Origin of the sequence: Paenibacillus sp. VCA1 (assembly GCF_031583795.1) — a bacterium.
Taxonomy (GTDB): Bacteria; Bacillota; Bacilli; order Paenibacillales; family Paenibacillaceae; genus Paenibacillus_AQ; species Paenibacillus_AQ albilobatus.
In genome coordinates, this window is the sequence record NZ_JAVLSX010000001.1 from 505,189 (window position 1) to 518,764 (window position 13,576).

Annotated in this window: 16 protein-coding genes and 1 tRNA gene; 12 read left to right on the forward strand and 5 right to left on the reverse strand. The window is 54.5% G+C overall.

All coding sequences use genetic code 11. From position 1 onward, the window contains the following. The first annotated feature begins 171 nt into the window (after nt 1-171). The 3 genes from RJP21_RS02130 (at nt 172) to RJP21_RS02140 (ending at nt 4,469) form a co-directional block, all read left to right on the forward strand. Nucleotides 172-1,854, forward strand: a complete 1,683-nt coding sequence (locus tag RJP21_RS02130) for a glycerol-3-phosphate dehydrogenase/oxidase (protein WP_397386159.1) — start codon at nt 172-174, stop codon at nt 1,852-1,854. A gap of 190 nt (nt 1,855-2,044) precedes the next feature. Next, nucleotides 2,045-2,677, forward strand: a complete 633-nt coding sequence (locus tag RJP21_RS02135; protein ID WP_310858115.1) for an NAD(P)-dependent oxidoreductase — start codon at nt 2,045-2,047, stop codon at nt 2,675-2,677. Between the two features lie 169 nt (nt 2,678-2,846). Then, on the forward strand, nt 2,847-4,469 hold the full coding sequence (locus RJP21_RS02140; RefSeq protein WP_310857904.1) for an NAD(P)H-hydrate dehydratase: 1,623 nt from the start codon (nt 2,847-2,849) through the stop codon (nt 4,467-4,469). Between the two features lie 26 nt (nt 4,470-4,495). Here RJP21_RS02140 and RJP21_RS02145 read toward each other — a convergent pair whose 3' ends face one another. Further along, a complete protein-coding gene (locus RJP21_RS02145) occupies nt 4,496-4,969 on the reverse strand; it encodes a hypothetical protein (protein WP_310857905.1) in 474 nt (157 codons plus the stop codon). A gap of 253 nt (nt 4,970-5,222) precedes the next feature. On the opposite strand from RJP21_RS02145, the gene RJP21_RS02150 reads away from it, so the two are divergent. Further along, nucleotides 5,223-5,438, forward strand: coding sequence for a hypothetical protein (locus RJP21_RS02150; protein ID WP_310857906.1), 216 nt, complete (start codon nt 5,223-5,225; stop codon nt 5,436-5,438). Between the two features lie 105 nt (nt 5,439-5,543). On the opposite strand, the gene RJP21_RS02155 is transcribed toward RJP21_RS02150, so the two are convergent. Both RJP21_RS02155 and serS read right to left on the reverse strand, forming a co-directional pair. Continuing rightward, nucleotides 5,544-6,065 carry a DUF1572 family protein gene (locus RJP21_RS02155; RefSeq protein ID WP_310857907.1) on the reverse strand — a complete coding sequence of 174 codons (522 nt, stop codon included), beginning with the start codon at nt 6,063-6,065 and terminating at the stop codon, nt 5,544-5,546. A gap of 225 nt (nt 6,066-6,290) precedes the next feature. Continuing rightward, nucleotides 6,291-7,604: a serine--tRNA ligase gene (gene serS, locus RJP21_RS02160; RefSeq protein ID WP_160039002.1), complete on the reverse strand. Its 1,314-nt coding sequence runs from the start codon at nt 7,602-7,604 to the stop codon at nt 6,291-6,293. 503 nt (nt 7,605-8,107) lie between these two features. Between serS and RJP21_RS02165 the strand changes: the two genes are divergently transcribed. From RJP21_RS02165 to RJP21_RS02175, 3 genes are all read left to right on the forward strand, one after another. After that, nucleotides 8,108-8,410, forward strand: a complete 303-nt coding sequence (locus tag RJP21_RS02165; protein ID WP_160039001.1) for an MTH1187 family thiamine-binding protein — start codon at nt 8,108-8,110, stop codon at nt 8,408-8,410. Nucleotides 8,411-8,507: 97 nt separating this feature from the next. Next, a tRNA-Thr gene (locus tag RJP21_RS02170) sits at nt 8,508-8,579 on the forward strand. A 411-nt stretch (nt 8,580-8,990) separates the two neighbouring features. Next, nucleotides 8,991-9,107 carry a YjcZ family sporulation protein gene (locus RJP21_RS02175; RefSeq protein WP_212977366.1) on the forward strand — a complete coding sequence of 39 codons (117 nt, stop codon included), beginning with the start codon at nt 8,991-8,993 and terminating at the stop codon, nt 9,105-9,107. Between the two features lie 99 nt (nt 9,108-9,206). Here the strand turns inward: RJP21_RS02175 and RJP21_RS02180 are convergent, their stop codons facing one another. Beyond that, nucleotides 9,207-9,599 carry a YmaF family protein gene (locus RJP21_RS02180; RefSeq protein WP_160039000.1) on the reverse strand — a complete coding sequence of 131 codons (393 nt, stop codon included), beginning with the start codon at nt 9,597-9,599 and terminating at the stop codon, nt 9,207-9,209. A 182-nt stretch (nt 9,600-9,781) separates the two neighbouring features. Here RJP21_RS02180 and RJP21_RS02185 point away from each other — a divergent pair, with 182 nt between their 5' ends. Continuing rightward, the gene (locus RJP21_RS02185; protein WP_160038996.1) at nt 9,782-10,021 is read left to right on the forward strand and encodes a hypothetical protein; all 240 of its coding nucleotides are present in this window, start codon (nt 9,782-9,784) and stop codon (nt 10,019-10,021) included. 151 nt (nt 10,022-10,172) lie between these two features. Next, the gene (atpF, locus tag RJP21_RS02190) at nt 10,173-10,613 is read left to right on the forward strand and encodes a F0F1 ATP synthase subunit B (RefSeq protein ID WP_160038994.1); all 441 of its coding nucleotides are present in this window, start codon (nt 10,173-10,175) and stop codon (nt 10,611-10,613) included. 82 nt (nt 10,614-10,695) lie between these two features. Here atpF and RJP21_RS02195 read toward each other — a convergent pair whose 3' ends face one another. Further along, nucleotides 10,696-11,844: a hypothetical protein gene (locus tag RJP21_RS02195; protein ID WP_310857908.1), complete on the reverse strand. Its 1,149-nt coding sequence runs from the start codon at nt 11,842-11,844 to the stop codon at nt 10,696-10,698. 323 nt (nt 11,845-12,167) lie between these two features. Here RJP21_RS02195 and RJP21_RS02200 point away from each other — a divergent pair, with 323 nt between their 5' ends. The 3 genes from RJP21_RS02200 to RJP21_RS02210 all read left to right on the forward strand — a co-directional run bounded on the left by RJP21_RS02200 (nt 12,168) and on the right by RJP21_RS02210 (nt 13,481). Further along, nucleotides 12,168-12,371, forward strand: a complete 204-nt coding sequence (locus RJP21_RS02200) for a hypothetical protein (protein WP_160038990.1) — start codon at nt 12,168-12,170, stop codon at nt 12,369-12,371. Nucleotides 12,372-12,580: 209 nt separating this feature from the next. Beyond that, nucleotides 12,581-13,051, forward strand: a complete 471-nt coding sequence (locus RJP21_RS02205) for a 2-thiouracil desulfurase family protein (RefSeq protein WP_310858116.1) — start codon at nt 12,581-12,583, stop codon at nt 13,049-13,051. A 142-nt stretch (nt 13,052-13,193) separates the two neighbouring features. Continuing rightward, nucleotides 13,194-13,481, forward strand: a complete 288-nt coding sequence (locus RJP21_RS02210; RefSeq protein ID WP_310857909.1) for a YolD-like family protein — start codon at nt 13,194-13,196, stop codon at nt 13,479-13,481. Nucleotides 13,482-13,576 lie beyond the last annotated feature (95 nt).

Here is a 13,576-nt window from a genome sequence, read left to right on the forward strand (position 1 = left end):
GCCCGCGCTTCGCATTTGATGCGAATGCCGCGGGATATTCGTGGTTTTTTTGCGATTATGGGTTATATAGTTGCAAGGGAAATGTGGAAATGTCCGCAAGATGCGGTCCGTCGTCTTTGAAGGTTTTGCCGGTCGATATTTTTCTTAACTTATGGAAAGAGGGGTTGCGGCATGAAGCATATGTTTTCCGGGATGAATCGCAGAAACAAGCTGGAGGAGATGGCAAACGGGGTCTATGACGTGCTGATCATAGGCGGCGGCATTACGGGCGCGGGCATTGCCTTGGACGCGCAGATGCGGGGCATGAAGACGGCGCTGATCGAGATGCAGGATTTTGCGGCGGGGACGTCCAGCCGGTCGACGAAGCTGGTTCATGGAGGGCTTCGCTATTTGAAGCAATTCGAGGTGAAAATGGTGGCGGAGGTCGGCAAGGAACGCGCCGTGGTATACGAAAACGGGCCGCATGTTACGACGCCGGAATGGATGCTGCTGCCGTTTTACGAAGGCGGCACGTTCGGGGCGGTCACGACGTCGGTCGGTCTGCGCGTATACGACTTCCTGGCCGGCGTCAAACGCGAAGAGCGGCGCAAGATGCTGAGCATAGAGGAAACGCTCGGTAAAGAGCCGCTTTTGCGGACGCAGGGTTTGAAAGGCGGCGGCTATTACGTGGAATACCGGACGGATGACGCGCGCCTCACGATCGAAGTGATGAAAAAAGCGGTGGAAGCCGGAGCGGACGCCGTCAATTATACGAAAGCGGAGGAGCTTTTATACGATGGCGGGAAGCTGGTCGGAGTGAAGGCCAGGGACGTCATCGATGGAGGAGAATACCGCATTCGGGCCCGGAAAATCGTCAACGCAACGGGGCCTTGGGTCGATACGCTGCGGGAGCTTGACCGGTCCAAGTCCGGCAAAACGCTCCGCCTGACCAAGGGCGTGCATCTTGTATTCGACGGCGTCCGCTTCCCGCTCCGGCAGGCCATCTACTTCGATACGGCGGACGGAAGGATGGTGTTCGCCATCCCCCGCGACGGGAAAACGTATGTAGGCACGACCGATACCGACTACGTCGGCGATACGGTTCATCCGCGGGCGACTTCCGGAGACAGGGATTACCTGTTGGCAGCCTGCAATCATATATTTCCGGAGCTTCGGCTCACGGCATCGGATATTGAATCGAGCTGGGCGGGGCTGCGCCCGCTGATTTACGAGGAAGGCAAAGCGCCTTCGGAAGTATCGAGACGGGACGAAATTTTCGTTTCGCCTTCGGGAATGCTTACGATCGCCGGCGGCAAGCTGACAGGGTACCGGAAGATGGCCGAAACGATCACGGATCTTCTCGCCGGGAAGCTTCAGGCCGAAGGATACGGACCGTTCGCCCCGTGCGCGACGCGGAGGCAGCCTATTTCCGGCGGCGATGTGGGCGGCTCGCACCGTTTTCCCGATTTTGTCCGGCAAATGACGGAAAGGGGCGAGCGCGCCGGGCTCTCGAAGGAAACCGCCAAACGCCTTACCATCCGCTACGGCTCGAATGTTCCAGCCGTGTTTGACCGGGTTCAATCTAGGACAAAGAACGGAACGGACCATGGGTTATCCGCGGAGGTGGAGGCGATGCTCAAGTACGGGATCGAAGAGGAGATGGTGGCGAAACCGGTGGATTTTTTCATCCGGCGGACCGGAGCCGTGTTTTTCGACATCGCCTGGGTGCGGCAGTGGAAGGAACCCGTCATTCGATTCATGGCAGAGCGTCTCGGTTACAGCGAAGAACGGGTGCGGGACTACGCGGAGGAGCTGGAGCTGGAACTGAGAGCGGCCGTCATGCCTGCCGAAGAACTGGAGCCGGTGCATTCTTAATATAAAGAAAGGCGCAGCGGGATGAGCCGCCGCGCTTTTTATTTTAATGACCCATGGGCATGATCGGCCATTTGAGGGTAATATAGGAGTAGCGCGGATGGCGGGCAGACTGGGTCCGCCGTGCCGCTCTAAACCAAACAAAGCAAATCGAAACGAAGGAGATTACTTCATGACAGAAACCATTCATCCCATGAATATAACGATATTCGGAGCTACCGGCAAAATCGGGCAGGCTTTGCTGAAGGAGGCGCTGAACCGCGAACATGACGTGACGGCCGTCGTACGCGACGTTTCGCGTTTGCAAATGGAGCATGAGCGTCTGCATCCCGTCATCGGGGATCTATTGGACCCGGATTCGGTTGCGGAGCACTGCAAGGGGCGCGAAGCGGTCATCAGCGCTTACGGTCCGCAAGCAGGCGACGAGGAGGAAATGCTGGAGGCGGCGCGTTCATTGGTCGAAGGCGTACGTCGGTCGGGGGCGAAACGGCTGCTGGTGGTAGGCGGAGCAGGCAGCCTGATCACCGATGACGGCGTGCGGCTGATGGACACGCCGACGTTCCCGGAGGAGCTGTATTTCTTGGCGAAAGCGCATGCCGACGCTTACGGCATTTACAGCGGGTCCGATCTTGACTGGACGTACCTCAGCCCCGCAGCGGTATTGGAGGAAGGCCCGCGCAGCGGGAACTTCCGAATCGGCATCGACCGGCTGATTACGGACGAGGCGGGCAGCAGCCGGATTACGATTGCCGATTTGGCCGCGGCGCTCGTGGACGAACTGGAGGATCCATATTTCGTCCGTTCCCGGTTTACGGTCGCGTATTAAGCCGAAGCCGTCGTATAAGGCTTCACCATACCGGGAGTCTTACTCTTGAATGGATGTTTGTTCAAGATTAGCAAGCGAATGATGAGATTGGGAGACCGGTGTCCGCCGAATCCTCTGCGCATCGTAATGATGCCGCTTTGCGGACGCCGTTAAAGGAGGTAATGCCAACATGCATATCGTGACTTCAGCCCAGATGCGGGAGCTGGACCGGCGCACGATCGAAGAGGTCCGAATTCCTTCCATGGCGCTGATGGAAAACGCGGGCAAAGCGATTGCGGAGGAAGTGGTTCGCCTGTGCCGCGAACGCCGGCAAGCCCAAACGGATGGACATGGGGCAGCCGGCTTCGGCGATGCGGCGGGGAACGCGGGACGCATCCGGGGCGATGCGGCTTTGGCGCTGGAACGGCCGGAGCGCGAGCATTGGCTGATTCTCGCCGGCAAAGGCAACAACGGCGGCGACGGCCTCGTGGCCGCGCGATATTTGCGCGAGGCGGGCATCCGCGTGACGGTGGCGTATGCCCTGCCGCCGGAACAACTGCAAGGGGATGCCGCCCTGCAGCGGGACGCCGCCGCGGCCATTGGCATCCCCTTGCTTGTCCACGGGCACGACGCCGTGGACTATGCCGGATGCACGGGCATCGTCGATGCCCTGCTCGGGACCGGCGCCCATGGCGAGCCGCGGGGCGCGTACGCGGACATGATTGCCGCGGCGAATGCCAGCGGCAAACCGATCGTGTCGGCGGACATCCCCAGCGGGTTGAACGCCGACACGGGGGAAGTAAGCCGGCCGTGCATCGCGGCGCGGCTGACGGTTTGCCTCGCGTTCCTGAAGCGAGGCTTGACGCAGTACCCCGGCGCGGAAGCGGCCGGGGAGGTGGTGGTGCGCTCCATCGGCATCCCCTCGGAGCTGTGCGGTCAGCTGGAAGGGGGCGCCTTCCTGCTGACCGAAGCGGTGCTGCGCGGCCGCTTGCGCGTAGACACGGCGCGCCGCCGCTCGCCGGACGGCCACAAAGGCACGTACGGCCACGTGCTTGTGGCGGCCGGCAGCCCGCGCATGAGCGGCGCGGGCCTGCTGTGCAGCCGGGCCGCTCTGCGCGCGGGCAGCGGCCTCGTTACCTGGGCGCTGCCCGCGACGCTGCTGCCGCATATGGCCGGCGCAGCGCCGGAAATCATGCTGGCCCCCGCCGGCTCCGGGGACTGGGACGAGGCTTCCGCCGAGGCGGTGCTTCAGCTTGCCGCAAGCCGCAGCGTGCTGGCCGTCGGCCCGGGACTGGGGCGGTTTGACGGCGACGGGCGCTGGCTGCGGCATATTTGGGAGCAGTCCGAATGTCCGCTCGTCGTGGACGCCGACGCGCTGAATATGCTGGCGGACTGCGCGGAATTCCCATCCTGGCGGGCAAGGAAGGCGGATACGGTGCTGACGCCGCATCCGGGAGAAATGGCCCGGCTGACCGGCTTGTCCGCGAAGGAAATCCAGCGGGACCGGATCGGGGCCGCAGCCCGTTATGCGGCGGCCCATCGGGTAACGCTGGTGCTTAAGGGCGCGCGAACGGTCATCGCCGCTCCGGACGGCACCGCGTACGTGAATACGACGGGCCATCCGGGCATGGCGACGGCAGGCGCGGGCGACGTGCTGACAGGTATCATCGCCGGCCTGTTGGCCCAAGGATTAAGCGGCGTTCAGGCGGCCGCTTACGGGGTTTTCCTGCATGGTCTTGCAGGGGAAGCCGCAGCCGTTCGCCGCGGCCATCCGTCCTCCCTGATCGCGGGAGACTTGATCGAGGCGCTGTGACCGCTTGCTGCGAAAGCCGTTTCAAATCACATCAGAAACAGGCAGATAAGCGGAACGACAAGCGCAAAAAAGGGCGTAAGCAGGGAGCGGTCGGAGAAAATCCGCTTCCCCAGGAAAAAAACAAGCACCGTGCAAACGCCGGCCGCCGCCGCAATTTCCCGATACCCGTCAAATGCGGGCATTTTGGCGAACAGGCAGTAAAAAGAGGCATAAGCGGCGGCCGCGTACAAGGCGGCCTGTTTTAATCCATTCAGCGGCGGGAGCAGAGCCAGCACCGCATCGGAAGCGATGGAGATCAGCATCGCGTAGCTGTACACCCAGATTTCGGGCGAAATGGCCGTGTCGGGATCGGCTTGGTACCAGGGCGTTTCCGGGACGGGAAGCACCCGGGAAATGAGCGTCAGCATAAGCAGGGTCAATCCCGCGGAAGCCAGCTTGTTCATCGTATATTTTCCCGACTTCAGCCGGGCATGGATATAGGAATAATCCGGTTTCATCATTCGGTTCGCTCCTTGCCCATAGTCATCCTTGCAGGATCCGCAAATCCTCATGGTACAGCATAGTCATCGGCTGCGGGAAAGGTTACATGACGTTTCGGCTCATCATTTTTATTTGCATGGAGCAGAGAAAAATGAATACTTCGGGATCGGTTACGGCCTGAGTATGTATTTTATTCTGCGAGGCATCTGCTTTTTGGCTTGTTTTGCAGGCATAGAAAGCTTCGGAATAAGCTGTTTCATAAGGAGTGAAACGATGGAGAAGTTCGTGATTGGCGCCTCTTTTTTTATGGGGGCGGGGCTGGTGCTTTTTGCGGTATATGTTCTATCGGGCGGTTTTATGGAAATCGTGCTGATCGCAGGCTTAAGTCTTGTTATCGCCATGCTTGGCGTCATTCTGATCAACCAGCGCCGGGAGCTGGATGCCCGAAAAAGAGCCGAAAAACGTCGGGAATTAAACCGCGGCATGTAAAGAAGACAGCCTCCCGTGAAACCCGGTACGGGAGGCTGCTTTATGGGAACATTCAAACTTGTGAGACCAATGCCCGCGAAATGGGGCCGAAAGGATACCTCATGATCATTTCTTTCGCTTCGGTATGGTGAGCGTCTGCCAATCATCGCCTTGAATCATTTTGGCAATGTATATGATTTGGCCGATATGGTAGGAATAATGGGACATCTGGCGTTCGATGGCTTCAAGGACCGAGTGGGGCTGCTGCCGGATATAAACCGTCTTCAGCAGGTCTTCGCTTTTCAGTTCCGATAACGCCTGCAAAAATACGTCCCAGCCCCGGTTCCATACGGAGAGGAGATCTTCCTTGGACGCAATCGTGCCTTCGAATTCTTCATCCCGTTCACGCCATTCTTTTTCGCCGTCCGTTGTCAGGAAGTCCGTCCAGCGCGAGATCATGTTGCCGCTGACATGCTTGACGATGATGGCGATGCTGTTGGATTCTTCGCCCGGCGCCCAGCTCAGCTTGGCATCGTCCGCGATTTGGGCTACGGCTTTTTCGGCCGATTGTTTAAGCTCTTTGAATCTTCCGATCGCGACCTGAAGATAAAGGGTTCCCGTATCCTGCGCTTGCGTAGGATTTTCCATTCAAAACACCTCCAATTGATTATCCACTTAGGCGAATCATGATGCCTGACATTTTGTACAACCAGTATATTTCTATAAGATGGGCGCTGCAAATAAAAGGAAGCGCCGCTTGCGGTTTATGTTCGCATGCCGACGTTTTCGGCCCCGGGCAGACGCTCTCCACCTTTTGCGTAATCCGAAAATGAAACTGCATCCTTCGCGCAGCAGCGTGCCATGGAGATTGATTTATTCACCTGTGCCCATATATTCCTTTGCTTCTTGCGGCGGGATCAGCCGTTCCATGCCGCCCATATACGGCCGAAGCGCTTGAGGGATATATATGCTGCCGTCCGCCTGCTGATGATTTTCCAGGACCGGGATCAAAATTCGCGGCGATGCCACGGCGGTGTTGTTCAACGTATGGCAGAACCGGAGGCTGCCGTCTTCGTCGCGGTAACGGATGTTCGAACGGCGCGCCTGAAAGTCCAGCAGGTTCGACGACGAATGCGTTTCGCCGTAAGCCCCGCGGCTTGGCATCCAGGTTTCGATATCGTATTGTTTATAGGTTTTTTGCGACATATCGCCGGTGCATACGGCCATGACGCGATATGGAAGTTCCAGCAGCCGCAGGATGGCCTCCGCGTGGCCGGTGATTTCCTGCAAAACCGCCTCCGATACGTCGGGATCGTTTTTGCAGAGGACGACCTGTTCGACTTTGGCGAACTGATGGACCCGGTACAGCCCCCTCACGTCCCGGCCCGCCGAGCCGACCTCGCGCCGGTAGCAGGCCGACATGCCTGCCAGCCGGATCGGCTCTTCGACGTCGACGATTTCGTCGCCATAATACGACACCAGCGATACCTCCGACGTGCCGACGAGGTATTTTCCTTCGTCCGTGATTTCATAGGTCTGATCCTGGCCGGTCGGGAAGAACCCGGTCCGGACCAAAGCCTCCGGCCGGACCATGACCGGGACGTCCATTGGCGTAAATCCGCGCGCCGCCAAAAAGTCGAGCGCCAGCCGCTGCACGGCGAGGTGAAGGTAAAGCCCGGCGCCTTTCAAATAATAGCTGCGCGTGCCGGCGGTTTTAACGCCGCGCGGAATGTCGAACAGCCCATGCATTTCGCCCAAGGCGACATGATCCAGCGGCTCGAAACTGAATGCGGTCGGTTCCCCGATGCGGCGGATTTCGACGTTGTCGCCGTCGTCCCTGCCGACGGGCGTGTCTTCCGACACGATATTCGGAACGAGCAGAAGCAGCTCCGATACCCGGGTTTCGGCTTTCTGCAGCTCGGCTTCAAGGTCGGCCAGCTTTTCGTTCATTTCCTTTACCTGTGCCATCAGCGGCTCGGCGGCTTCGCGTTTTCCCTGCTTCATCAGGGGTGCGACGTCTTTGCTTACCTGGTTTCGCCGTGTGCGGATCGCTTCCGTTTGCTGAAGCAGTTCCTTTCGCTTCGCATCCCAGGCGAGCAAATCTTCCACCCGGAAAGGGATGTTTTTGTTTGCCGCCGTTTGTTGCACCCGCTCCTGATTTTCGCGAATAAATTGCATGCTTAACATCGTTCATACAGCTCCTTTGTCCGAAAATGCAAAAAAGCGCCCTCATCCTTTGGGACGAGGAGCGCATGCTCGCGGTGCCACCCAAATTGACCGGCATGGCGCTTCTTCAAAGCGGCAGGGGCCGATCCCCTTTGGTTCCGCGGTAACGGACGGAAAGCCGGTTAACTTAGAGGGCGGGAGAGACCCCTGCCCCGGTCGAAAACGCCTCACAGTTGGATGCTGGTCATCGGCATAATGTCTGATGTTCGATTCTTGTCGCTAAGTATAACGTAATCTTTTTCCCCGCGCAATATACATCCAATGCTTTTTGGAGCAGAGGGCAACCTTGGCTGCAGGCCGAAACGGCTTGGGAAGGATTTTTTCGTTTGCAAGAGGCTGATTCGTTTTCCGTCAAAGAAAGGCTATTGAATTTTATGGCCGCTTTTTTCGCTTTTGCTATCTTTTCCCGAGTTGGATACAATAAGGAGAGACGCGATCAAGTAAAGGATGGGGAGGAACAACGAATGGCGATAGCGGAAGTGACGGTCATTCCGATCGGAACGGCCACCACCAGCCTGAGCGCTTACGTGGCGGAAATGCAAAAGGTGCTGGCGAACCAGCAGGGAATCAGCTATCAATTGACGTCGATGAGCACGATTATCGAAGGGCAGCTGGAGGACGTGTGGAAGGCCATTGCGGCACTGCATGAAGCGCCTTTCCTTTCCGGAGCGCAGCGGGTTTCGACATCGGTGAAAATCGACGACCGGCGCGACAAACCTTCCTCGAGCGAGCAGAAACTTCAATCGGTGCGGGCGAAGCTGCAATAGTGCCGTGACTTTTTCTTAGAAAACTGTTGCATTTTCCTGAAAAAGCTGTATAATATTTTTTGTGTCGTTTGATTCTTTGAATCAGACAACTTGTTAAGCTGGTGTAGCTCAGGGGTAGAGCAACGCACTCGTAATGCGTAGGTCGGGGGTTCAATTCCCTTCACCAGCATCCTTATGAAGCCTTATAGGGCGCGGGATTCCGAATTTCGGGAGCCGCGTCTTTTTTGTTGTATATACCGATCTTCTACCATTTCTCAAGCCCTTACTCGATCGATCGCATTAAAACTTTGGATTCGCCCTATGATTTAAGCTCCAGTGTCATTGAACTATTTTTATAGCCAATTAAAAACAATTGCATAGTATGAGTGTGAGTACAACAAATCCACTCATTTATAAAACCTCCGGATCCTTAAAAGGCCTTTCCTACAACGAAGCGTAGGCGGGGCCTTTTAAAATTCATAACTATTAGAAAATGAACAACGGCCTACCACCTTTTATTCAAATTTACCGAATTGTCCCTTACCAGCTACCGATTCATACATAAGATATAATGTATTCTAAATCAAGGAGGTAGTGTGGGATGAGCGAAGCTGTTGGAGGAGTAGGTTACGGTTATGGTGGTATGGGCACTAACATGGCAGCAATTTTGGTTCTCTTCATTTTGCTGGTCATCATAACGAAATCGTTCTTTTTCTAAGTAAATAACAGCCTGAAGACCCTGTGGTATATATACCATAGGGTCTTCATTTTTTTGAGCAGGTGCATAGAAATCTTATAAACTTTTTAGGTATTTCTATCAGTATCCTTCTTCATTGCCTGTGTTCCCGCTATATCTGTGCGAATGCGGAATTCTTCCGTTTACCGTCGTGAAACCTTCGAAGTAGTGATAATGCCCTCCGTTAGGCAAAGGAATCGCGGGGCCTGTCGTTCCTTTGATTAAATGCGCGTGTTGGTCGTCAACTGTGGTTTCTACATAATAATTATGAACATGGGGAACGCCGCTTGGAGCAGGCTCCGTTTTTCCTGCATAGCGGTGAAAATGCCCGACATCGACGGAAGTCTGCCCTGAAAAGGGATGAACATGCATTTTGACCGGTCTTCCATCCCATGAGGTAATAAACAGGCTGTGATCATGCTCCGAGCCCGGGTCATTCGAATGGATCATAAATCCTGTGATCGGTATTTCCATACACATTAATCCTCCATGGTATATAATTTTAGATAAAAACCACTTTTAACCGGATTGGTAACAACTTGAAATGCCTAAGTTAACTTATGTGGATGGCTTGTTCCAATATGCACATGATTTTTTGTTCACGGGAATCAAAGGGAAGCGAATCCATTTGAAGGGGATATGGAGGAGATGTTTCAATGTTGACCATGATCGCTTATACGGCCTCGATGCTGTTATATGTAGGAATCATGATATATCGGATGGCTGCAAAGACGTTCTCGCGGTTCTTCAGGGAAGAAGTCGGCTTTGTTTTTATTTTTTTGATCCTAAGTGTGTCGGTACGTGTTCCTATCGCCATTCGGGCCACATATCTTTCTGCGGTGTTGTTGACTTTTGTTATCGGGTATATAAAAAATGGAAACATGCCCCGCGAATAAATTCACAAAAATTACAAATTTACGCAATCGATCCTTTCCCTATCATTTGGCCTCTTATGGTATGTTAGAGAAGTCTCTAGACGAACCGCATCACGTCGCGCAGCTTGTATGTTCAAGAGATGAGAACTCGGCGGCAAAAGGAGCGGAAGCGATGAATTTTTTCAGCGTTACATCTTTACCATCGGCTGTGATGGCCTTCATTGCGTTTTTGATTTTGTACCTGTTGTTGAGCAAGTATGCGTTCGGGCCGCTGTATCGGGTGATGGAGCAAAGGGAAGCCCGGACAAAAGAGCAGCTTGATTCGGCGGATCGGCTTCGGGAGGAAATGCAAAGGCTTGAGGCGGAAAGAAAAGCCGTTTTGCAGGCTGCGGTTGAAAATGCCAATGACGCTGTTCGGCACACGATCCGTGAAAGCATGGCGCAGGCGGAGCAGGTCATCAAAGAGGCGAAAGAAGAGTCGAACCGCCATGTGGAAGAGGCATTGGCCGAACTGGAAGCGGAAAAGCGGAAAGCCATGGAAGCCATTCAAGGCGAAACGCAGGATCTTTCGAGCCGCATCGTAAAAAAACTTATTCCGGAACGGATTCATTAACGGCATAAAATACGCGAAAAAACGCAGGCCGAGGAGGGTTGATCCTTCCTCGTTCTGCGTTTTTTTTGAGTTAGGGAGCCGCTTATTTTTTCTGTACAGTGGATACGCTCATCAAAATGGCGTTGGTTGTGCCGCCGCCGACATTGTCAAAAGAGAAAAGGGAGGTTGGGAGTCCGACCATAGTAACTTCGTCGCCTTCCAAAATATCTCCCGTGGCATTCATGTACAAGCCGACAATGGAGTTGTCGTTTTCATCCCCGACATGGATGATGGCGATCGTTCCGATTTCCGTTTCTTCCTCTTCGATGTCGATGACCTGTCCGCTTACCTGCACCATTTTATCCAGATACGGGGTAATGTTTTTGAACAGATGGCGGGACGTGATGCTTGCATCGACCGATGCTTTGGCCGCCTTTTTGCTGTCTGCCGTCACGGCCGGGAACAGGTCTTTATGGCTTACGATGTAGTTATAAGTCTTTTCGGTCATTTCGCCGGCGTTATCCGTCACCGATGGAATGATCTGTACCATCACATCGGCCATTTGCGTTTGCCCTGAAGGCGTTTTGGCGGTCGTCTCTTGGACGGATGTTTTCTCCGTCCCGTCAGCGGCAAATGCTTTGCTGCTTAATTTAAAGGAATCGATCATCTTTTGGACGGCTTCTTTCCCGCCGTTATCATAAGACTCCTTCCCGTAAGAAATGGTCATCGTATAGGTAGAGTTGCCCGTAGGGACGATGTATTGCGTCAAAACGACCGGCACACCGGACTGCGCATTCGTATATTCGCCGACCAAAATCCCGCCTTTATTGGCAGCATCCGTATAGCTGATTTTTTTGAAATCTTTTATGGAAGCTGCCAGCGCGCCGCTTTCATATTGGGCAACGACTTGATCCGCGTTTTCTTTGGCCGTCAGCTTGGAATTGTCGGCGGCAACGTTCACGTTATCCGCAAAAGCCACCTTCGGGGCGGGATCTACATAAGCCGCTTTGATCGCGGGCTGGTTAAGCTGGGACAAATCGAAGGCTTGCCATGAAGCCGGGTACGAAAAGGCAAATTCCTCGGTTTCGGCGGTGGCCATCTTTTGTTCCTCCGGTTCCTTCGGTGTTTCCTTTGGAGCCTCCTGGGTAGCGGTTGTCTTCGTCTCTTCGGCCGGCGCTTTTTCTTTTTCCTTGGAGCCGCAGGCGGACAATACGAGAGCTAGGGAGAGCAGTAATACGATCGACTTTTTCAACTTGTTTTCATCCTTTTTGTCGACCCATCGGCTGGGAGATTGGCTTTATTCGTCATGTATCGAGCTTTTTGCTGCCGGTTTTCCGTCACCTCCTTGTTTGGCTGGGGCTTGAAGATCATAAGTGTCATCGGACTAATGATATAATTCAAGCATTTTCGTCATTCTTTTTGACTATTTTTACGAAATGTGGAAGGGTTGGTTTCAATAAATTTTGGGAGATTGCATGTGCCGGATTCTTTATCCTCCAACCCGTGTATATAAGAAGAGAAGGAATGGGGAATACTTCCATGATAGGGCAGTCAATTTCTGGAGGTGGAAACATTTTGAGCGAAAGCAGCATTACGATTCATTTTGTAGGCGGGGAGTCATTAAACATTATTTCAGGCGACATTCCGGGGATTATTGCCAGGCTGAAAAGCGAGGAGTGGGTGGTGCTGAACGAACATCACGTGCAAACCTCGAGCATTTCTTTTTTCAGCGTGTTCGAGCCGGGGTTTGAAAGGAAAAGCGAAAAGACGCTCCCCTAAGGGGTTGGTGTTTGCCGATGATTTGAGAGAATGCCGGAAAACGCGATAAGATCAACATATGAAGGCGAGGTTCGCAAAAAGGCGGACTTCGCTTTTTTTGTTTGCCGTGATCCGTCTCTTGGATTCGGGTTCATTGCTCAGGAATAAAACGTTGGGCGGCGACATGGGGATTCTGCTTCCTGTATAATAATCGGTATGAGGTGATGGAAGTGATCGTAGTCAGCTCCTGTCTGGCAGGAATGAAAGTGAGATATAACGGAACGGATTGCTTGCAAGAAGCGATTCAAAGGCTGGTTGAGGAAAAAAAGGCGGTCGCTGTGTGCCCCGAACTGATGGGCGGGTTTACGACGCCGCGGGAGCCCGCCGAAATTCAAGGCGGAACGGGTGCCGACGTCTTGGACGGACAAGCCCGGGTCATCGAAAAATCCGGACGGGACGTCAGCGATATGTACATTAAAGGCGCTTATGCGGCACTCCACCGAATACGCGAGCTGGGGGCGACTTTGGTCGTGCTGAAAGAATATAGCCCGTCCTGCGGTAGCGCGATGATCTACGACGGCCGGTTCGAAAACCGCAAGGTGGCGGGAAGCGGAGTCACGGCGGCGCTGCTGAAGCGGGAAGGCATCGAGGTTATTTCGGAACAGCAGTTTTTCGAACGATTGCGGCTTGACGGCGAATAAACCCCTTCATCCCTGAGGCAGTGCAGCCGGATTCGCGGGAACGGATAACCCATCCTAGGGGAGGCATTTGGCATTGCCAAAAGGGAATCATTTAAGTTATAATGGGAACACTTGTTCTTGAATGATAAACGGGAGATGATTAATGATGGATAAACCGCATCGATCCGCAGTGATGGCCCCGGAACAGGATTCCAGGGAGACGTTCGGCTCGCAACGGGAAATAACGGACTGGGCCGGGGTGGAACGCGAGCTTGCACGCTCGCTCGAAGAGCATGTCAAAATCGGTCTGACGGTCGATACGCCGAATGGAACCCGACGGCTGCGCGGTTTCGTGACGGTCATCAATACCTATTTGAAGGAAATCAAACTCCGCGAGGAAGATGACTGGCAGTGGATCCGATTCGAGGATATCCGGGCCGTACATATTTGACATCGGGGCGAACCCTCCGATACAAGCATCGCGCCCCGACCAAAGTCCAGGAGAAGACCCGTCTTTGGCTCGGCGCGCGTAGTCCCTCCACCCCG